Origin of the sequence: Flavobacterium sp. 22659 (assembly GCF_052044235.1) — a bacterium.
Taxonomy (GTDB): Bacteria; Bacteroidota; Bacteroidia; order Flavobacteriales; family Flavobacteriaceae; genus Flavobacterium; species Flavobacterium johnsoniae.
Genome location: NZ_JBQEMU010000005.1, coordinates 257,632 through 278,476 on the forward strand (window position 1 = coordinate 257,632; position 20,845 = coordinate 278,476).

General features: G+C 32.5%; 22 protein-coding genes. 4 read left to right on the forward strand and 18 right to left on the reverse strand.

Annotated elements, in window-relative coordinates; all coding sequences use genetic code 11:
• Nucleotides 1–52: 52 nt before the first annotated feature.
• Nucleotides 53–973, forward strand: a complete 921-nt coding sequence (gene miaA / locus ACTJIW_RS07985) for a tRNA (adenosine(37)-N6)-dimethylallyltransferase MiaA (protein ID WP_440716008.1) — start codon at nt 53–55, stop codon at nt 971–973.
• 55 nt (nt 974–1,028) lie between these two features.
• Nucleotides 1,029–1,775, forward strand: a complete 747-nt coding sequence (locus ACTJIW_RS07990; RefSeq protein ID WP_440716009.1) for an acyl-[acyl-carrier-protein] thioesterase — start codon at nt 1,029–1,031, stop codon at nt 1,773–1,775.
• Nucleotides 1,776–1,903: 128 nt separating this feature from the next.
• Here the strand turns inward: ACTJIW_RS07990 and ACTJIW_RS07995 are convergent, their stop codons facing one another.
• The 17 genes from ACTJIW_RS07995 to ACTJIW_RS08075 form a co-directional block, all read right to left on the reverse strand.
• Nucleotides 1,904–2,437, reverse strand: a complete 534-nt coding sequence (locus ACTJIW_RS07995) for a hypothetical protein (protein ID WP_440716010.1) — start codon at nt 2,435–2,437, stop codon at nt 1,904–1,906.
• The gene (gene prfH, locus ACTJIW_RS08000; RefSeq protein WP_440716011.1) at nt 2,424–3,113 is read right to left on the reverse strand and encodes a peptide chain release factor H; all 690 of its coding nucleotides are present in this window, start codon (nt 3,111–3,113) and stop codon (nt 2,424–2,426) included. Before prfH ends, ACTJIW_RS07995 begins: the two co-directional genes overlap by 14 nt.
• Nucleotides 3,101–3,712: a hypothetical protein gene (locus ACTJIW_RS08005; protein WP_440716012.1), complete on the reverse strand. Its 612-nt coding sequence runs from the start codon at nt 3,710–3,712 to the stop codon at nt 3,101–3,103. Before ACTJIW_RS08005 ends, prfH begins: the two co-directional genes overlap by 13 nt.
• Nucleotides 3,713–3,724: 12 nt before the next feature.
• Nucleotides 3,725–5,116 carry an RtcB family protein gene (locus tag ACTJIW_RS08010; protein ID WP_440716013.1) on the reverse strand — a complete coding sequence of 464 codons (1,392 nt, stop codon included), beginning with the start codon at nt 5,114–5,116 and terminating at the stop codon, nt 3,725–3,727.
• Between the two features lie 3 nt (nt 5,117–5,119).
• On the reverse strand, nt 5,120–5,866 hold the full coding sequence (locus tag ACTJIW_RS08015; protein ID WP_440716014.1) for a hypothetical protein: 747 nt from the start codon (nt 5,864–5,866) through the stop codon (nt 5,120–5,122).
• 639 nt (nt 5,867–6,505) lie between these two features.
• Complete coding sequence (locus ACTJIW_RS08020) at nt 6,506–7,222, reverse strand: response regulator transcription factor (protein WP_012025443.1); 717 nt, start codon at nt 7,220–7,222, stop codon at nt 6,506–6,508.
• 3 nt (nt 7,223–7,225) lie between these two features.
• On the reverse strand, nt 7,226–8,812 hold the full coding sequence (locus ACTJIW_RS08025; protein ID WP_121361593.1) for a sensor histidine kinase: 1,587 nt from the start codon (nt 8,810–8,812) through the stop codon (nt 7,226–7,228).
• A 59-nt stretch (nt 8,813–8,871) separates the two neighbouring features.
• Nucleotides 8,872–9,468: a dephospho-CoA kinase gene (gene coaE / locus ACTJIW_RS08030; protein WP_149207703.1), complete on the reverse strand. Its 597-nt coding sequence runs from the start codon at nt 9,466–9,468 to the stop codon at nt 8,872–8,874.
• Between the two features lies 1 nt (nt 9,469).
• Nucleotides 9,470–10,468, reverse strand: coding sequence for a glycosyltransferase (locus ACTJIW_RS08035; RefSeq protein WP_012025446.1), 999 nt, complete (start codon nt 10,466–10,468; stop codon nt 9,470–9,472).
• A gap of 123 nt (nt 10,469–10,591) precedes the next feature.
• Nucleotides 10,592–11,782, reverse strand: a complete 1,191-nt coding sequence (gene fabV, locus ACTJIW_RS08040; RefSeq protein ID WP_433810421.1) for an enoyl-ACP reductase FabV — start codon at nt 11,780–11,782, stop codon at nt 10,592–10,594.
• A gap of 99 nt (nt 11,783–11,881) precedes the next feature.
• Nucleotides 11,882–13,534, reverse strand: coding sequence for a DNA repair protein RecN (gene recN / locus ACTJIW_RS08045; RefSeq protein WP_440716015.1), 1,653 nt, complete (start codon nt 13,532–13,534; stop codon nt 11,882–11,884).
• 55 nt (nt 13,535–13,589) lie between these two features.
• Complete coding sequence (locus ACTJIW_RS08050; RefSeq protein ID WP_440716016.1) at nt 13,590–14,474, reverse strand: DUF4835 family protein; 885 nt, start codon at nt 14,472–14,474, stop codon at nt 13,590–13,592.
• A gap of 71 nt (nt 14,475–14,545) precedes the next feature.
• A complete protein-coding gene (coaBC, locus tag ACTJIW_RS08055; RefSeq protein WP_440716017.1) occupies nt 14,546–15,760 on the reverse strand; it encodes a bifunctional phosphopantothenoylcysteine decarboxylase/phosphopantothenate--cysteine ligase CoaBC in 1,215 nt (404 codons plus the stop codon).
• Between the two features lie 12 nt (nt 15,761–15,772).
• Nucleotides 15,773–16,090 (reverse strand): DNA-directed RNA polymerase subunit omega, encoded by a 318-nt coding sequence (locus tag ACTJIW_RS08060; protein WP_012025451.1) that lies wholly within the window; start codon nt 16,088–16,090, stop codon nt 15,773–15,775.
• A gap of 8 nt (nt 16,091–16,098) precedes the next feature.
• A complete protein-coding gene (locus tag ACTJIW_RS08065; protein WP_012025452.1) occupies nt 16,099–16,893 on the reverse strand; it encodes an outer membrane protein assembly factor BamD in 795 nt (264 codons plus the stop codon).
• 137 nt (nt 16,894–17,030) lie between these two features.
• Nucleotides 17,031–17,912, reverse strand: coding sequence for a 4-hydroxy-tetrahydrodipicolinate synthase (gene dapA, locus ACTJIW_RS08070; RefSeq protein ID WP_012025453.1), 882 nt, complete (start codon nt 17,910–17,912; stop codon nt 17,031–17,033).
• Nucleotides 17,913–17,928: 16 nt separating this feature from the next.
• Nucleotides 17,929–18,441, reverse strand: coding sequence for a DUF6913 domain-containing protein (locus ACTJIW_RS08075; protein WP_012025454.1), 513 nt, complete (start codon nt 18,439–18,441; stop codon nt 17,929–17,931).
• Nucleotides 18,442–18,487: 46 nt separating this feature from the next.
• Between ACTJIW_RS08075 and ACTJIW_RS08080 the strand changes: the two genes are divergently transcribed.
• Both ACTJIW_RS08080 and ACTJIW_RS08085 read left to right on the forward strand, forming a co-directional pair.
• Nucleotides 18,488–19,267 (forward strand): 5'-nucleotidase C-terminal domain-containing protein, encoded by a 780-nt coding sequence (locus ACTJIW_RS08080; RefSeq protein WP_073409205.1) that lies wholly within the window; start codon nt 18,488–18,490, stop codon nt 19,265–19,267.
• A 50-nt stretch (nt 19,268–19,317) separates the two neighbouring features.
• Nucleotides 19,318–20,229, forward strand: a complete 912-nt coding sequence (locus ACTJIW_RS08085; RefSeq protein WP_012025456.1) for a bifunctional metallophosphatase/5'-nucleotidase — start codon at nt 19,318–19,320, stop codon at nt 20,227–20,229.
• Here the strand turns inward: ACTJIW_RS08085 and ACTJIW_RS08090 are convergent.
• The gene (locus ACTJIW_RS08090) at nt 20,215–20,826 is read right to left on the reverse strand and encodes a lysoplasmalogenase family protein (RefSeq protein ID WP_083558546.1); all 612 of its coding nucleotides are present in this window, start codon (nt 20,824–20,826) and stop codon (nt 20,215–20,217) included. The two genes, ACTJIW_RS08085 and ACTJIW_RS08090, sit on opposite strands and share 15 nt — an antisense overlap.
• Nucleotides 20,827–20,845: the final 19 nt, after the last annotated feature.

A 20,845-nucleotide genomic window follows, 5' to 3' on the forward strand; every position in this document is an offset into this window, starting at 1 on the left:
AAATTCAACAAATATAAGTCCGGGGTTTCCATTTCCATCTGGGCTAAAAAATATGAAATACCTAATCACCATTGTCGGACCAACAGCTATAGGCAAAACAGCCTTAAGTATTGCTTTGGCACAGCATTTTAAATGCGAAATTGTTTCTTGCGACAGTCGTCAGTTTTTCAAAGAAATGACCATTGGAACCGCAGTTCCAAGTCAGGAAGAACTCAATTCTGCCAAGCATCATTTCATTCAAAATAAATCTATTTTCGAAAATTATACCGTTGGCGATTACGAAAAAGAAGCTTTAGCCAAAATTGAAGAATTATTTCAAACCAATGATTTTGTTATTCTTATTGGCGGTTCAGGATTGTATGTTGATGCCATTCTAAAAGGTTTTGATGAATTTCCAGAAATAGATCCAAATGTTCGCGCCGAAGTAAATACAAATTATGAAAAACTTGGAATCGAATATCTTCAAGAACAATTAAAAAACCTAGATCCAGAATATTATCAAAAAATAACTGTAGAAAATCCGCAGACTTTACAAAATCCACAGCGAATGATGCGCTTTGTAGAAGTCTGCATTGGATCTCAAAAACCATATTCTTCGTTTTTAAACCTAAAGAAAAATAACCGAAACTTCACTCCTATTCTAATTGGTTTAGATGCCGGCAGAGAAATAATTTACAGCCGAATCAACCAGCGTGTTGATATCATGATGAATGAAGGATTATTAAAAGAAGCCGAAACGCTTTATCCCAACAAAGCGTTAAATGCACTCCAAACTGTCGGTTATAGAGAATTATTTAGTTATTTTGATGGAGAATTCACCTTGCCTTTTGCAATAGAAGAAATCAAAAAAAACACAAGAAGATTCTCCAAAAGACAATTAACGTGGTTCAAACGAAACGAGAACACCAAATGGTTTGATTACGCAACAGATAGAAAACAGATTATAGATTACATAGAAAATCTTCTAAAGTAAAATCAAAAGTCTTTTTTCTATACTCTAAAAACAATCTAAAAATCTAAAATTAACAATGCCAATATCTCCCAATTTTACATCAGTTTTAAGCAAAGACTGGGAAATTAATTTCACACAGTGCACACCAAACGGCTACTTAAAATATACTGATTTGTGCAATCTTTTACAATTAACCGCCGCAGCACATTCTGAAGTTGGCGGAATCAGCTTTACCGATATGCAGGAATTTGATCAGGCATGGGTTTTAAGCCGAATGCGTGTCGAAATTACAGCATTACCAAAATGGCAGGATGTTGTAACTGTAAAAACATGGATTAACAGTTTAGAAAATTCACGTTCTGTTCGTGCATTGGAAATGTACATAAACGGAAAAAAGATTGTTGGAAGCGAAACCTATTGGGCTGTTTTTAACACCAAAGCACGTCGTCCAGAAGCATTGGCATTACCTTTTGAACATTTTGAATTGTTCCCGGAAAAAAGAGCAACAACAGAAGGTTTTTCTAAAATAAATATCAACCACGAAAAAGAAGCTGTATTCGAAAAAACAGTTTATTTATCCGATTTAGATATTGTAAACCACGTCAATAACGTAAAATACTTAGAATGGTGTCTGGATCATGTCGATCCAAAAAGAATTATAAAACAAGAAGTAAAAAGCTTTGAAATGAATTTCATGAAAGAGCTTTCGTTACAAGATAATGTGGTAATTCACGAAAGCGAAGACGACGATCATACAACAGCTACATTCAGCATTACAAAAGACGAAAAAACGTGTTTTGCTTTGGAGCTGCATTGGAAATAAAATAGACCACAGATTTAACGGATTAAATTGATTAACACTGATTTTCAATTTAAAATTCGTGACAATTTGTGAAATTCGTGGCAAACAAAAAACGATGCAAAATTGCATCGTTTTTCTTTACATAAAAATCATTTCGATTTCTTTTTAGAACCTTTCTTAAATTTCTTCTCTTTCTTCTTTTTAAACAAATCCATTTTACCTTTAATTCTTTTTTCAACTTCACTAATTCCTGAATCATAGTCATGTAGAATAGAATATAATTTTGCCTGCTTAATTTCTTTTAAGGCATCTTTGAATTTATGCTGTACTTCTAACAGAATTGCTTTTTTGATGTAAATCTCTGATTTATTGATTCCTTTAACCTTTAAAGCAAAATCTATTAATTTCTGTGCTTCTTCGTAATCTTCATTTAAGATCAATGTTTTTAAATAATACGGATATACTTCAAGTGCATGAATATTAATCGATAAAGCCTGTTGAAAATACGATTTCGCTTCTTCATAATTCATTAATTGTTCTGCCTGTATCCTTCCGTACAAACACAAAACCATTGTGTTTTTATCGTCATAAGAAAAAGCATAATCTAAAGATTCTATTGTTCCTTCAAGCCAAAACGGATAATTATCCAAAGCTTGAAAAAGGTATTTATCAGTTGTTTTCATTTCGTAAATCGTTTTTTAATTTCTGACGAGTTCCTTTGTAGCTTTTCTCAACTTTATTCTTTTTAAAATCACTTCCGGTAAAAACTCTAATTGGATTTCCACGCTCTACATTAAGCTGATTTTCCCATTGCTTTCCTACGTGATTTTTAAGCTGAACTAGTTTCTCGTCTTCTAATTTTTTTAATAATCTCTCTGTTGCCAGTTTTTTGTTTTGGTGCTGCAAACGGCTGTCCATTGCCACAACAGCAATTCCTGTTGGAATATGTGTCGCACGAATTGCTGAACTCACTTTGTTTACATGCTGACCGCCGGCGCCGGAACTTCGCATCGCCTGATATTGAATGTCGTTTTCTGAAACTGATGCATTTTTTTGCGGTTCGATTTCAAAAATCCCAATAAACCAGTTTTTGCGTTTATGCATTTTCCTAAACTGACTCTGCCCAATCCATTGAATCGTTCCTATCCAAGATTTCACAAATTGATCTGCATTTTTTCCCTTTACAGAAATTGATGCGGTTTCAATTGTTCCGTTCTCTTCTCCTTTCTCTCTTTGCAGTAAAACCACATCTAAATTCTGATCTTGTGCTTCTTCCAAAACTTTTTTAAGCACTTGAGCGACAACCCAAGTGCATTCTGCAGGTCCGCGACCCGCTGTTATCTGAATTATTCTTTCCATTTCTTTAAAATTTTGAGCAGCTTTTCTCTGTTTTTGGCTGCTTTTACAAATTGTGGGAGTCTCGAAACCATAGTTCCATTACCACTCCCATCATTGTTTCTTTCTCGTAAATCTGCTTTTATGTATCTTTCGAGATAATCGATATGATTAAGATTATAAGCCCAGAAAAGATTTCCATTAACTTCTTTTTGAAACCAAAGAGGCAAATCATACCACATTTCTTTTGCTAAACCGTTATCTACTTTCGATTCTTCTTTAACCCTATACGATTTTGTTTTCCATTCCTCCTGAAAATTGCAATGAGGACATTCCGTTTTATACATTAAAGGTTTCTGTTTAAGCGGCTGAGATTGATATTCAAATTTTTCAAAGCAATTATTGCAAAATTCTTTTCCAAAAGCAATGTATCGATACACTGGTTCCTTCATTTTATAGAAACAATTTTTGCATTCAAAAACCATATTGTGACATCTTCCACATTCACATTTTTCCTTTAATTCTTCTTTTACAACTGCTTTTGATTCGCATTTTGGACATTTAACCAAAATCTCATTATAAAAACTTCCCAGCCATTTATTTTCATCTTGAAATCTTTCCATAATTTTTAATTTTTAGCGGTCCATTCTAACAATCTTCGGTGTAAATATTCCCAAAACTTCAACTAAATCCGTTTGATTCGCCATTACTTTCTCAATGTCTTTGTATGCCATTGGCGCTTCATCAATATTGCCGCCAATCAAGGTTACATCATTGGCTTTTAAAACCTTTTTAATTTCGCTTTGCGTAAAAGTGCTTTTACATTTTGCGCGCGAAAACAAACGTCCCGCACCATGCGAAGCTGAATTTAAACTATCAGCATTTCCTTTACCTTTTACAATGTAACCTGGTGCTGTCATAGAACCGGGAATAATTCCCAATTGTCCTTCACCTGCAGGCGTTGCACCTTTTCTGTGTACAATACATTCCTGACCATTTACCATTTCTTTCCAGGCAAAATTGTGATGGTTTTCAATTGTTACCACTACCCTTTTTCCAATTGCTTTGGCAATTCGTCTGTGAATATCGTCATGGCAGGCTTTTGCATATTCTCCGGCTAAATTCATTGCCAGCCAATATTCCTGACCGTCATGCGTATTCAAATCTAACCAAGCCAAATGCTGTACGTTTTTTGGTAACGGACATTGTTTTGTGGCCAAATACGTGTAATGCTTTGCAATGTTTGCACCCAAACCACGCGAACCGCTATGCGAAAGAACAGCAAAATATTCACCTTTTTCCAATTTCCATTCGTTCTCTGGATTCTCAATTTTAGCAATTCCAAATTCCACAAAATGGTTTCCTCCTCCAGAAGTCCCTAATTGTTTGTAGGCCTTTGGTAAAAGATTTTTCAGCAATGGAATGTCCTGAAACTCGCTTTTATGAAAAACTTCATGATCGACTCTTGACACATGCGTTTCATACATTCCAAATTTTGTATTGTCTTTTAAAATTGCCTCTAACTGATGTTCTTTTCCTTTAAAATGAGAAGCTGGCAAATCAAAAATTGAAAGGCTCATTCGGCATCCAATATCAACACCAACTCCGTATGGAATTACAGCATTATCTGTTGCTAAAACGCCGCCAATTGGCAGTCCATAGCCTGAATGTGCATCTGGCATTAAAGCTCCAGCTACCGAAACTGGCAGTTTCAATGAATCATACAATTGGAATTTTGCTTGCTGATCAATTTCATTTTCACCAAAAATGGTAAAAGGGGCTCTTGTATTATTAAGCTGATGCATTCTTACCTGAACGGGTTTAATTAAACCTTCAGCTACTTTTCCCCAGGTTCCATTTCCTTCGTACTTTTCAGGATTTAGCAAAACATCTTTTGCTTCTGTTAGAATAGATTCCTTTTTTTCTCTTTTTCTATATCTGTTTATCTGCCCTAAAGCGATATTTATTGAATTGTTCTTTGGAAAACCTAATTTAATCAGGTCTTTTCCAGTTAGTTTATTTCCCATTATTTATATCATTTCGTCTAAATATTGCTGATACAAAGTGTTTAGACTTTTATTTTTAATTGGGCTTGTCTCTTTTGGGTTTTCTTTTTCATAATAACTCCATTTCAGAGAACTGCCGTGTATTAATCTGTTTATTTTATTTCTTAAATTAAGATTAACTATGTAATTGTCAAGAAGCTGAATTTCACTTTCCAAATCTGAATCGACCATTTTTGTATGCGTTATCATGTATGGGCTAACGCGAAGTACATAACGCCAAGGCTCATTAAACACATAATGAATTTTATATCGCTTGAAATTGCTGCACCAGCGTTCCCGCTTATAAAAATGTGCTTTTTCTTTTTCTGTCAATTCTAATTTTTGACTTTTCCATTCCCATTCAGAGAATTCTTTTACAGTTTGAATCTTTTCAACATATACGTTCCTTCTTTTTCTCTTTTTCTTTCTTTTAAAAGATTTTTCAGAAGAAAACTGCCATGTATTTATTTTTTCCAATAATGTTCTGTAAAATTCAGCTTCACTAGATCTTGCTACATCTTCTCTCAGTACAAAACTGCGCTGCCATCCTTTTTGATAAGGATTTTCTAGCGGAATCAATGGTAAGTCTTTTCTTTTTTTCCAAAGTTCTTTTTCCCGTTTTCTTAACTGAATTAAATGTTTTTCAAAATCTTCCTTTGCTAATCTTTCTTTCCTTCTTTTACTTTTAAAACGAGTACATAAAGCATACTCATCTACCGTATAATTTTCCATTAAAAAAATTACAGTTCATTAAATTACAAGCCATAAAGGCTTAACATTTTATCCTTTCGGATAAATAATAAAATCGGTTTTCGGGAAAATTTGAAGTGTCTAGAATAAAAAAAGCCCGAAACTAAATGTCTTCGGGCTTTTTTATATATCTAAAAATGTATTTCTAAGATTGAAATAAGCCACGAAGAATAGCTGCACCAAATCTGTTTGGTGTAAAGCTTTGTGATGTCGATGTAAGTACAAACATTTTCTTCGTTTTTAAAAGGGTTATTATTTTTTTCGTGTGCAAATATTCAGAATTGTTTTTTGATTTTCCAAATTTATTTTAAAGAAAATTCTTCAAAAAATAAATTAATGCTTTTTTACAACTCATTAAAAACACAGTATCTACTTAAAAACCAAAACTCTAGCCCTGATAGAAGCGGTATCCTTTTTCTTGCTTCTTTAGCAAGAAAAAGATACAAGCGGATAGCAGGAAATTGCTCCTAATTAAAATTGAAATGAAAAATTCAAATTTAATTTGTTTTCTCAGGGTGTATACTTTTTAGTCGAAACAAGATTATGCTGAATTTCTTTTTACTTTTTAGGCATAAAAAAAAGCCCTGATTTCTCAGGGCTTATATTTTTTAGGTGAATTAATTATTCAGAAACTTTGCTCTTTACAACTAATCTGAAACCTTCTCCATGAATGTTTAAGATTTCAACATCTTCGTCAGATTTTAGATATTTTCTAAGTTTAGCGATGTAAACGTCCATACTTCTTGAAGTAAAGTAGTTGTCATCTCTCCAAATTTTGGTTAAAGCTAATTCTCTTGGCATTAAATCATTTTCATGAAGAATAAGCATTTTAAGCAATTCATTTTCTTTTGGAGATAATTTTATTGGCTCTTCATCCTGGAAAGTCAAGAATCTTAATTTTGAATTTAAGTGAAATTTACCAATGTTAAATTCAAATTGTACTTGTTCTGCTTTTGTATCAGCAGATTTTCTTTGAATGATTGCTTTAATTTTCATTAATAAAACCTCTGAGTCAAAAGGTTTATTTAAATAATCATCAGCACCTGCTTTGTATCCTTTTAACACATCTTCTTTCATAGATTTTGCTGTTAAAAATATAATAGGCACTTCACTATTTTTTTCTCTAATTTCTTTAGCCAAAGTATAACCATCTTTATAAGGCATCATTACATCAAGAATACATAAATCATACACATCTTTCTTGAATTTCTCGAAACCTTCCATACCGTTTTTAGCTAAAGTAACTTCAAAGTCATTTAACATTAGATAATCTTTAAGAACCGCCCCAAAATTTAGGTCATCTTCTACTAAAAGTATTCTTTTGTTAGTATTTTCCATATTTTAATTTATTAATGGTATTTTTATTATAAAGGTGCTACCTTTTCCTTTTTCGCTTTCAACATATACTTGTCCATTGTGATCCTCGACAATTCTTTTTACATAAGCAAGACCTAAACCGTGTCCTTTTACATTATGAAGGTCTCCTGTATGTTCTCTATAAAATTTCTCAAATACTCGTTTTTGAGCTATCTTACTCATTCCTAATCCATGATCTCTTACTTTTATCAGGATCATATCTTTTACATTTTCTGTAAATATTTCAATTTCGGGAGTTCCCGGCGAATACTTTATAGCATTCTCTAAAATATTAACTAATACGTTTGTAAAATGCACTTCATTAATCAAACACGTTGTTCTTGCAGCATTATAGTGTTTTACAACCGTACCTTCTCTGTCTTCTAATATTAGATTTACATGCTCGATTGCATCGTCAATAATATCAGTTACTACAGTTGGTTCTTTTGTAATATCAAGTTCTCTTTTTTCTAATTTAGAAATACGGAGTACATTTTCAACCTGGGCATGCATTCTTTTATTTTCATCCCTTATCATTTGAAGATATCGATAGACCTTTTCTTTATCTTCAATTACTTTAGGGCTCCTAATAGCATCTAACGCTAAGTTAATCGTTGCAATTGGTGTTTTAAACTCGTGCGTCATATTATTAATAAAATCGGTTTTGATTTCAGAAATATGTTTTTGACGCAGTAATTGATTTAATGCACTTGTGTAAGCAACTATTATAATTAATGTAAATACTATCGATAAAATAGTAATACTTAATAACTCAGATAATAAAAATTTCTTTTTATTTGGGAAGGTAACTGATAATTCATATCGGCTGTTTCCTTCGTTATCAGTATATATCGGAATATTATATGTTGCTTCTTTGTCATAGTGAAATCCATCCGATTTAATTTTGGTTGGAACACCGCTGCTGTAAATTCCGTATTCGAATTTGGTTTTAACACCGTATTCTTCTAATTCCTTTTTTAATAGTTTATGCAGTTTATCTTTTGTAATTCGACCTTCAATGGGGGTTAATGAAGCAATGTCTTTATACTGAATCTGCTGCTGAACTTTATTTAAAATATCTAAACTTCCGGATTTTTCAATTTTAAGATCCGGAATAATACTTTGACCTAAACTATTATTATCAATTCCGTTGTTATTATTATAAACTTCTGTTACTCTTTTAGAGCTGAAATTTTTAAATCTTTCGCTGCTGAATTTTTTATTAAAAAGAGATCCGTCTATATCGTAATCTTCAGAGCTTAGAGTATTAGAATAAACAATTGTTTTATTTGTTTTTGTGTTTCTTTGTACATACAATACTTCAAGTAAGTCTTCCTTTTGTGGAATTTTACCGGTACTGTCTTTTATACGGTTGTATTTGTCGTAAAAACTGTATTCTTCTTGCTGCTCAAGTTTATCTGCAACATTTCCAATTACTTGTGTAACGTGGTATTTAAACTGCTCTTCATTATTTTTAAATGAAGAATTGAACCAAAATACCTGTACCAGAATTATCCCTATTAAGGACAAACTCATCAATAAAACAAGTATTCTAAAAAATAATTTATTCATCGAAACAAAATTAATATTTTAACAATATACTAAATAATACATTAACCAAATATTAACATTTAAGACTGTTTTTGTTTTATTTTCAAAATTTTAAGAATTTGACCAACTTCTTCTCGCGCAATTTTAAGATTACTGTTATTAATTACAAAATTGCTTAAAGAAATTCGTTTTTCGTCATTCCACTGCATTTTCATTCTGCTTAAAACCTGTTCTCTTGTAGAATTGTCGCGTTTCATTACTCTTTCAATTCTTACGTCTTCAGGTGCTGTAACGGTAACTATATAATCAAATTCTTTATACTTGCCGCTTTCAAACAAAATAGCTGCTTCATACACCACAAAATCCATTCCTTTATTTTGTAAAAGCCAGGATTGAAAATCTTTTTTTACAGCAGGATGAACAATTGCATTTAACTTTTCTAATTCTTCTTTATTGTTAAATACTATTTCGGCTAATTTTGACCGGTTTAAAACATTATTATCAAAGAGCGACTCTCCAAAAGAAGTTTTTATTTGATTTATAATTTCTGATGACTGCATTACCTTTTTAGCTTCATCATCAGCAATATAAACAGGAACACCTTCTTCTTTAAAAAAACTGGCAATTGTTGTTTTACCGCTTCCTATTCCACCAGTCAGGCCAATTATTTTTGTCATATTATATTTTAAAAAACATACGTGGAAAAGCTTCTTGTGGTTTTTTCTTTAATAAAATGACTTTTACAAAAGATTCCAAAAATCCTGTTCCGTAACCATAAAATTGTTTCCAGACAGCAATTACTGATAAATATCCAATTTTGATACTTTTATTCTGAACACTCGCTGTAAGAAAAATTATAACGAAATATACAAAATATAATTGTAATAAAATATCAATATTGAAAATTAACAATAAAAAAGCTAATAATAACCCCAGAATAAAAACCGTAGGAAAGAAAAAAGTGAGTTTATTATGTTCTGGATACCAGCTGTTTAAAATAGGCCTTGCAATACCAAATTTCTTAACCTGAATAGAGAATTTTTCCCAGTCAATTCTGCGTTTATGATACACAAAAGCCTCAGAAAACAGCCTTGTTTCGAATCCTAAGTTCCATAAACGGATAGATAAATCCGGATCTTCACCTGGATGTATGTTTCCAAAACCTTTTGACGCTTCAAAAGCTTTTTTAGAAATTCCCATATTAAAGCTTCGGGGCTGAAATTTATTTATCTTCTCAGAACCGCCTCGAATTCCACCTGTTGTCAAGAATGAGGTCATAGCAAAATTGATTGCTTTTTGAATGTTTGAAAAGCTTTTAAGAGCTTTATCAGGACCCCCAAAACAATCAACATATTTTTCATCTAAAGCTTTACGGACTTCAGTTAAATAATTTGGAGGAATAATACAATCTGAATCAAAAATGATAAAATAATCACCTCTAGCTTTCTGCATTCCAAAATTTCTTGAATCACCCGGACCTGAATTTGGTTTAAAGTAATACGAAATATTCAATTTCCCTTGATACGTCATCACTACATCTTTACAAGGAATAGAAGAACCATCTTCAACAAGAACGATTTCAAAAGGTTCGTTGTAATCAGATTTTGTAAGGCTCTCTAAAAGTTCATCAACTTCATCTGGACGATTATACACTGGTATAATTAAAGAAAAAATCATAGCGGGAATGCGGTTTTAAGTGGTCTGTTTTAAACTTTATAAAATTTTAACAAAGATAAGTTATATTCATAAAAAAACCACCAACTTTTGGTTGATGGTTTCTTCTTGTTTTATATGTATTTTTTATTTGATACTTTCGATATTAACTACTTCATTAGTATCTGCTTTGTAGTCTACTCCAGCGAATTCAAATCCGAATAAATTCAAGAAATCGTTTCTGTAACCTGCTAAGTCTCCAATAGATGGAAGTGTTTCTGTAGTAGCTTCTTTCCAAAGCGCAGCAACTTTTGCCTGAACATCTTCGCGCATTTCCCAGTCGTCAATTCTAATTCTTCCTTTTTCATCAACAGGAACTTCAGAACCATTGTATAATCTGTCCTGGAATAAACGCTGAATCTGCTCGATACATCCTTCATGAATACCTTCTTCTTTCATGATTTTGTATAAAAGAGAAATGTATAACGGAATAACCGGAATCGCAGAACTTGCCTGTGTAACCAAAGCTTTATTTACAGAAACATAGGCTTTTCCTCCAAGAGATTTTAAAGCATCTGTAATTGTAAAAGCCGTAGCTTCTAAGTGATCTTTTGCACGGCCAATTGTACCTTTACGATAAACCGCTTCAGTTAATTCTGGCCCAATGTATGAATAAGCGATTGTTGTTGCGCCTTCTGCTAATAAATTTTCATTTTTTAAAGCATCAATCCACATTGCCCAGTCTTCACCGCCCATTACAGCCACTGTATTTTCAATATCTTCTTCGTTTGCCGGAGCAATAGAAACCTCAGATACGTTTCCTGTATGGAAATCAACTGTTTTATTTGTAAAAGTCTGTCCAATTGGTTTTAGAACTGAACGATGCGTAACTCCTGTATTAGGATTTGTACGTACCGGAGAAGCTAAACTGTAAATAACTAAATCTACCTGACCTAAATCAGCTTTGATTAAATCTAAAGTCTCTCTTTTAATTTCGTTTGAAAAAGCATCTCCATTGATACTTTTTGCATATAAACCTGCTTTATGAGCTTCTTTTTCAAATGCAGCAGAATTATACCAACCTGGTGAAGCTGTTTTTCCTTCAACCGGCGGTTTTTCAAAAAACACTCCAATTGTAGCAGCATCTGACCCGAAAGCACTTGTAATTCTTGAAGCTAATCCGAAACCAGTAGAAGCACCAATAACTAATACTTTTTTTGCTCCTGCAATCGCACCTTTTGATTTGATATATTCAATTTGATTTTTAACATTTTGTTCGCATCCCGCTGGGTGGGCTGTCAAACAAATAAATCCTCTCATTCTAGGTTCTATGATCATACTTGTTTTATTTATTCGTTAATAAGCTATTTATTAGATAAATGAGGGCTTATTACCGTTTGTTTACTTATTTTTCGATGACAAATATAAAGTATTTCTTTAGTTCAACAAGGCTTTAGCGTGATTTAAAGCCGAATCAGAAACGACTGCTCCGGATAACATTTGAGCAATTTCTATAACTCTTTCATCCTGAGACAACAGCTTCAATTCTGACTGTGTATCATCATCTATGGTTGCTTTTGAAACTTTGAAATGCGAATCGCCTTTTGCTGCAATTTGCGGTAAGTGTGTGATGGCAAAAATCTGCATTTTAGCACTCATCTCTTTCATAATCTCTCCCATTCTTATGGCAATTTCTCCAGAAACTCCTGTATCAATTTCATCAAAAATTAAAGTAGGCAGTTTTGAATATTGAGCTAAAATCGCTTTTACAGCCAGCATAATACGAGACATCTCTCCTCCTGATGCTACTTTTTTCAGCAGACCAAAATCAGTTCCTTTATTAGCCGAAAACAAGAATTGTAATTCATCTTTTCCATTTTGGAAATAGGTTTCAGATGGTATAAGTTCGATATTAAAACGAACGTTTGGCATTCCTAAGGTTTCTAAAATCGAAATTAACTGATTTGATAAAACCGGAATGGCATTTATTCTATTTTGATGAATTTTAGCCGCAAAAGCATCTAATTCACTCGCTTTTTCTTCGATTGCTTTTGATAATGTTTCAATTTCTTCCTCGATATTATCTAATTCAAGAAGTGTGTTTCCTAAATCTGCCTGAATTTGAAGCAGTTCTTCTACAGATCCAGCGTGGTGTTTTTTCTGTAAATTGAAAATCAACTGCAGTTTTTGACTTACTAATTGCAATTGCTCTGGATCGTTTAGCAGCTTTTCTGAAGCATTTTGCAGTTCTTTTGAAACATCATCAAATTCTATTGATATACTGGTTATTCTATCAAATAAACTTTGATATTCAGTAGAAAATGGCGCAATCTTTTGCAAAGCCGTTTTAATTTCATTTAAATTATGAAATACTCCAAACTGCTCTTCGTTTGCAATTACAAGCGATTTATCAATTGATTCTTTAATGATTTCGACATTATTTAGTTTTTCAAAATCAGCTTCTAATTCTGCCTGTTCTCCAGATTTTAATTTAGCCGAAACCAATTCATTTAATAAAAATGTATTGTACTCCTGCTCTTTCCCTGAATCACTTTGTTTTTTCAACAAAGCATTCAGTTTTGATTTTTCTGATTTATAGCTTTTTAATAAATCCTGATAAGACAAGATGATATCGTTATTATTTGCAATAGCATCAATTATCTTAAACTGAACTGTTTCGTCTGATAATTCCTGTGTTTGCTGCTGCGAATGAATATCGATTAAAAACAAGCTTAAATCCTGCAGCTCCTGAAGATTAACAGGGCTGTCGTTTATAAAGGCACGAGATTTTCCTGAAGGCAGAATTTCACGTCTGATTATGGTTTCGTCTTCATAATCGAGGTCATTTGCTTCAAAAAACTCTTTTAAATTGTATTTTGAGATTTCAAACTGCGCTTCGATAACGCATTTTTCTTCTTTATTTTTTAACGAAGTCAGATCGGCTCTTTTTCCTAAAACAAGCCCGATTGCACCTAAAATAATAGATTTCCCCGCTCCTGTTTCACCTGTAATTATAGAAAATCCTTTTGAAAAATCGATAGAAAGTTTTTCAATCAGCGCATAATTTTTAATTGACAGTGAAGTAATCATAGAGGAAAAAATATAAAATAAAAGTGATACGAAGAAAGTAAAAAAAATTAAGTTTTTAAAACTTAATTTGAGACCATTTGGTTGAATTTAATGGAGAAACTCTATTTAAAACATCGGTAAGATCTGTAACCGGAATACTTGGGCCTCCTGAAAATATAGAAACTATTTCATCTGATTTGGCATCAAAAAATACTCTTGTCAAAAAGGCATTTGGTCTAACTGAATTTAATTTACCAATAAGCACCACAGAAGATTTTATTTTTTCTTTTGCTCCTTTTAAATCATCGCTCATGGTATCTAAACCTGTATGGTATAAGAAACTTGTTTGACGCAAATCTGCAAACATTGGAGAAAGCATATCGTTTATTAAATAATAACGATTCTGAAGTCCATCAGTTTGAGTCCATCCTTTAAAACCTCCCTGCTGCGCTACGTTTGCAATGTTTTGAGCGGTTTCAAAGTATTGATTTCCTGCTCCTGATTGAAAAGTATCAACATCCATTCCTAAAATTACATAGCTGTAAAATGAAATTACAGATACTAAATTTGATTCGTAAACAGAAGGATTAAACAATAAAGGTTCGTACTCTGTATATTTAAAATTAAAATCTTTATCGTTAAAATTAAAAACCGGAGATGAATATGTCGAATTAAAAATTAATCGTGAGGATTGTATTTGTATTGTTCCCGAAAATTGATCTGAGCTGTAAGACGACAATGTAATATACATTGAACAGTTAATTCTTTCGTTTTGCTTCAATACAGTTCCCGTCCAGTCCGTTTTATTAACAAACTCAGATAAAGAAGTCTGCAGGGTTTTAAACACCTGCTGATTTGCATTAGGAAGTCTTTCTGTGTTTACAGTAACAGTACAATTTAGCTGCTGTGCCTGAGTTAAGCCAAAAGTCAAAAAAACTAAGAAAGTAAGTATCCTGTTCATACAAATAAAATATTATTTTTAATAGCATAAATAGTGTTCCTATTTTTTGCTTTTAGACTACATTTTAAACATTACAATTTTGAAAAATGTAAAATTACTTTATTCAAAATATCTTGAGCTACAAATTCTTTTGCCTTTAACTCCATTGGCTCAATTTTAAAATCTTTATCAATAAAAGTAACTTTATTGGTTTCTTTTTTAAAACCTGCGCCTTCATCCTGCAAAGAATTTAGAACTATCAAATCTAAGTTTTTTTTCTGAATTTTCAACTTAGCATTTTCAATTTCATTTTCAGTTTCTAAAGCAAAACCAACTAAAAATTGATTTTTTTTGATCGCTCCTAATGAAGATAAAATATCTTTTGTCTTTTCCAGCTCAATAGAAAATTCGGCTGCATTTTTTTTAATTTTCTGCAAAGCGACTTCTTTCGGCCTGTAATCTGCAACTGCGGCGGCGGCGATTGCTGCATCAACGTCATTAAAATATTCATGACAAGCTTCATACATATCTTGCGCAGAAATTACATTTACAACTTTAATTGATGCATTCTTAGCTTTGTAATGTGTTGGTCCTGAAACCAAAACAACATCTGCTCCAAGATTAGCCGCTTCATTAGCGATATCAAATCCCATTTTTCCTGAAGAATGATTTCCTATAAAACGTACGGGGTCTATCGCTTCGTATGTCGGACCTGCAGTAATTAGTATTTTTTTTCCTTTTAAAGGCAATTTACTCTCTAAATCAGCTTCTAAAAAAGCAATAATATTTTCTGGTTCTGCCATACGGCCTTCTCCTGATAAACCGCTGGCCAGTTCACCGCTTTCAGCCGGAATCATAATATTACCAAACTGTTTCAGGGTATTAAAACTAGAAATTGTAGAGGGATGTTTGTACATATCCAGATCCATTGCCGGAGCAAAATAAACTGGACATTTTGCTGATAAGTATGCAGCAATTAAAAGATTATCACTGTTGCCTGTCGCCATTTTAGATAATGTATTTGCTGTTGCAGGCGCTATGAGCATCAAATCGGCCCAAAGACCTAATTCGACGTGATTATTCCATACAGCATCTTCATCATCCTGATTAAAGAAATTGGAATGTACTGGATTTTTTGACAGGGTAGATAATGTAAGCGGGGTTACAAAATCCTTAGAAGCAGGTGTCATTATCACTTGGACATGTGCACCTGCTTTTATAAAAAGTCGTACTAATGAGGCTGTTTTATACGCTGCAATTCCACCAGAAACTCCCAGTAAAATCTTTTTACCGTTTAAAACTGACATTATTACTATATATTATTTGTTTGAGTTTCTGTGGTAAGTTTTACCGTCTAACCATTCCTGAACTGCTAAAGCGTGAGGTTTTGGTAATTTTTCGTAAAATTTAGAAACTTCAATCTGCTCTTTATTTTCAAAAACTTCTTCAAGACTGTCATTATAAGTAGCAAACTCTTCTAATTTCTCAGTTAATTCTTTTTTAATTTCAGAATTAATCTGGTTTGCTCTTTTAGCCATAATGGTAATTGCCTCATACACATTTCCTGTTGGCTCTTCAATAACTGTTTTATTGTAAGTTATTGTGTTAACAGGAGCATTCGTCTTTTTTAAATCCATGACTTTATTTATTTAGTAAATTTTTGTAAATCTGTTTCAACTCTGGCATTCATTTGATCTGCCTTTTCTTTGTACTTAGTATCGCTTTTATATTTCATCAAATTAGCATAAGCTGTCTGCGCTACATGTAAACGCTCTTCCATTTTTGATGGTACACTGTTTATGGCTAATTGGTATGCTGAATCATATTTATAAAATAAAGCGTCTTCTTTTAGAGGTGTTCCGGGAAAATCAGCAATAAAATTATCAAATGCAACTAAAGCTGATTTGTAATCTGAAATTGTGTTATATCCTTTAGCATTCTCGTATGCTTTTTTCTCTAATTTTCCGTTCAAAATCTTAACAGACTCATTTGCCTGAGCTAAATATTCTGAGTTTGGGTAATTATCAATAAAAGCCTGTAATTTATCTAAGGCTTTTACAGTATCAGCCTGATCTAAACTGTAAACAGGTGCTAATTTAGAGTAGCTGTAAGCTCCTAAAAATGCTGCTTCCTGTACTTTTTCGCTTCGCGGATATCCAGAAACAAAACTTTCAAACTGATAACCTGCTAAATAATATTGTTTTGTCTTGTAATAAGACTGAGAAAACATATAAAAAAGCTTTTCCGCCTGAGGCTTACCTCTATAAGTAGGTGCCAGTTGTTCAAAAAGGCGGATCGCCTTATTGTATTTACCAGCATCATACATTTTTGTCGCTACTTCGAATTTTGCTGCGACATCTTCATTTTTTAGAGCTTTTTGATACTCACTACAAGAACAAAAAAGGGCAGCAACAATTAATAGAGATACTATTTTTTTCATTTTTTTACTTTTATTATGATTTCTTTAGACATTATGCCAAAGCAAAACCACACCGAAGTTTCGGTGGCAAATTTAGGTATTAATTTAGCGACTGCAAAATAATTTTTTAGTATATTAAAATACTAACACTTTAACAATTATTTAATGCTGTTTTTTACAAAGTCATTTATTCTTTCTGCTAAAGATTCATCTACAGAAACTAATGGAAGACGAACTGTGTTCTCTGTAATACCAAGTGCCTGAAACACTTGTTTGATTCCGGCTGGATTTCCCTGCTCGAAAATCATGTCGATACAGTCTGATAAAAAATATTGCGTTTTAAAAGCTTCAACTGCTTTTTTATTCAATCCTAAACGAATCATTTCTGAAAATTCTTTAGGATAACCTTGTCCAATTACAGAAATTACTCCTGCACCACCGGCTAAAACGATAGGCAGAGCGATCATATCGTCTCCAGAAATTACAAGAAAATCTTTTGGCGCATCTTTAATAATTTTTAAAGCCTGAGCCATATCTCCTGCTGCTTCTTTTATAGCTACAACATTATCAAAATCATTAGCTAAACGAATTACGGTTGAAGGCAGCATATTGCTGGCAGTTCTTCCCGGAACATTATATAAGATTACAGGAACCGGAGATGCCTCGGCGATAGCTTTAAAATGCTGATAGATTCCTTCTTGTGTAGGTTTATTATAGTATGGTGAAACTGAAAGTATAGCTTCAAAAGCAGAAAAATCTCTTGTTTTTAATTCCTCTACAATCTGCATGGTATTATTACCTCCAACTCCAAGAACTAAAGGCAGTCTTCCTTTATTAACATCAATTACGGTGTTAATAACCAACTCTTTCTCTTCTGCTGTAAGGGTTGCATTTTCTGCAGTTGTTCCCATAACAACAAGATACTCAACTCCTCCATCAATCGAAAAATTAACAACGCGCTGCAATGCTTCGATATCTACTGAAAAGTCTTTTTTAAATGGAGTTACAAGCGCAACACCCGTTCCTATTAATGATTGCATATTTTGATTTATAATTTTATTTTAAACTTTTTAAATATCTAAACAATTCTGAAATGAAAAGTTTATACTCTGCTGTTGTCGTTTCTATCATCCATCGGTTTAGTTTTTTATCGACTGATGAAAATCCTACTTTAAATTTTGCTTTTGATTTGCTTGTGAGCATCATCAAAATAGGTGTTTCAACTTCATAATAACTAATCAAAAGATCAAATTCTGTATCTATAAATTCACTTAAAAACGCTTCGGTTACCTGCCCTCTCCAGTCTATATGTTTTCTGCCAAAAGTGGGTTTCGAATATATTTTTTTCTTTTTGAACTTACGTCTGTACGCGACAATTTTTATATTTTCTTCAGCAATTCCATTCAATACCAGTTCTTTTATCAGCTCTTTTGAATAACGAAATTGTGTTTCATCTACTAGTAAACCAACCGTTTGAATATTGCTGGTAAAGACTTCGTTTTTGACAATATTCAAGTTATTTTTTAATGATTTTTTTACAAAAAATTCCTTTATATAATTTAAAAACATAGTACTTTTACAAATTACAAAATTAATTATTTAAGCCGCATTTAAGATGGTAAAACTAAAAAAGTATAACCGATTTTTAAAACTTTTTGTTATATTCTTAACACTATTTTCAATAATCTCTTGCAGCAACAAGAATTATAATTTAACAAAAATAGAAGGAAAACAGATTCCGGTTACAGAAAAAGGCACCGAAACTCCTGAAATTGAAAAATTTATTAAGCCTTATCGTGATCATATTAATAAAGATCTGGACAGCGTTCTTGCCTACTGCCCTGAAAATTTGGATAAAAACTCCGGGAAATGGCAGACTACTATTGGCAATATGCTTGCTGATGCTTGTGTACAGCGCGGTGATATTATTTTTAAATCCAGAGAAAATAAAACCATTGACTTCTGCCTTTTAAATTTTGGGGGTATTAGAGCCGGTCTTCCAAAAGGAAATGTTACCAGCAGAAGTGCTTTTGAAATTATGCCGTTTGAAAACAATTTAGTTGTACTGGCATTAAAAGGAGAGCAAGTTCTTGAAATAACTTCTTATTTTATTAAAACACAAAAAGCACAGCCTTTATCTGGTATGACTTTTACTATTGCAAAAGATAAAACTGTTAAAAATATTTTGATACAAGGCAAACCTTTTGATGTAAACAAAACATATTATGTTGCTACGAATGATTATTTAGCAAATGGTGGTGACAATATGAGTTTTTTCGCAAAAAACACACAGAAATTTGATTTGAATTATAAACTTCGAAATGTGCTGATTGATTATTTTAAACAAGTTAAGACAATCCCGGTATCAAAAGATATTAGAATTACAGAAGAATAAACAAATCAAATTAAGAAAAAACAAAAAGCGTTACGCAAAAAATATACAAGATGAAAAGAAGAGAATTTATCGAAAAAACAGCTGCAAGTACTGCCTTATTAAGCTTGGGATTGTCTTTGAGCAGTTTTGAAACTAACGATATTAAACACTTAACTGTTCTTCATACTAATGATGTTCACAGTCATATTGATCCTTTTCCGGCTGATGATCCTCGTAATCCAAACAAAGGCGGTGTTTCTCGTCGTGCTGCACTTATTGAAACTATTCGTCAGGAAAATCCAAATGTGCTTTTATTAGATGCTGGAGATATTTTTCAGGGAACTCCGTATTTTAATTATTACGGCGGTGAACTTGAGTTCAAACTGATGAGTATGATGAAATATGATGCTTCGACAATTGGAAATCATGATTTTGATAATGGTCTTGATGGTTTGTATGCTCAAATGCCTCATGCGACTTTTGAATTTATAAATTCTAATTACGATTTTAAAAATACGGTTATGAACGGCCTTGTTAAACCGTATAAAATCTTTAATAAAAACGGAATTAAGGTTGGTGTTTTTGGTGTAGGAATTGAACTTCAGGGTTTAGTTGACAAACAATTATACAAGGAAACTGTTTATAATGATCCTGTTGAAATTGCTCAGGATATGACGAAATTATTAAAGAAAGAAGAAAAATGTGATTTGGTTATCTGCCTTTCGCACCTTGGATATAAATATAAAGATGACGAAAATAAGATTTCAGATTTAAAATTTGCTGAACTTACACAGGATATTGATTTGATTATTGGCGGCCACACGCATACTTTTCTTGACAAACCTACAATTGTAAAAAACAAAGCAGGACAAGAGGTACTGGTTAATCAGGTTGGTTGTTACGGAATTAATCTAGGCCGTATCGATTTTTATTTTGACAAAGATAAAGCGCACAGCAACCAGGCGAGATCAATTGTTGTATAAGGATCTTCGCTTCATTTTAGTTTTTTCGAGAAAATATTCTACCATAAAATAGTAGGCGAGAATTTGTGTTACATCGCGAATTAAAACCAGCACAACTGAATAGGAAAAGTATTCATTGAAGATGTAAAATATATCCGAAAATATATAACTTACTGCCATTAGGGACATTAATAAGGTAATAAATGTCCCTTTGGTAATATAGCTTACAAATGAAAAATAGCTTATTAAGCTTAACACAATTCCGTACAATACATAAATTATATTGAATTTCTGCATATTATCAAATTTCATACTGAGTACAGAAATAAGCAGATAGACAATAAATACGACTACTATCGAAATTGGCAGTATGTCTTTTTTTACGAGTTTTATTCTTTCGTGTTCTCTGATAAAAAGGAGCAGGATTAATGAATATACTACAAGAAAGCTTATTACACCGCCAATCTCTGAAACCTCAACATCCATCAAATCAAAAACCTGCCCAACAAAACAAAACAGGAATATTAAACCTTCTGTTTTTTTTATTTTAAATTCATTACTGATTAAAAAATAAATAAAAATAGCGGGCAATACTATTGCTTTGGCATAGATAGCCATGAAGTCCTGTTTAGTACAA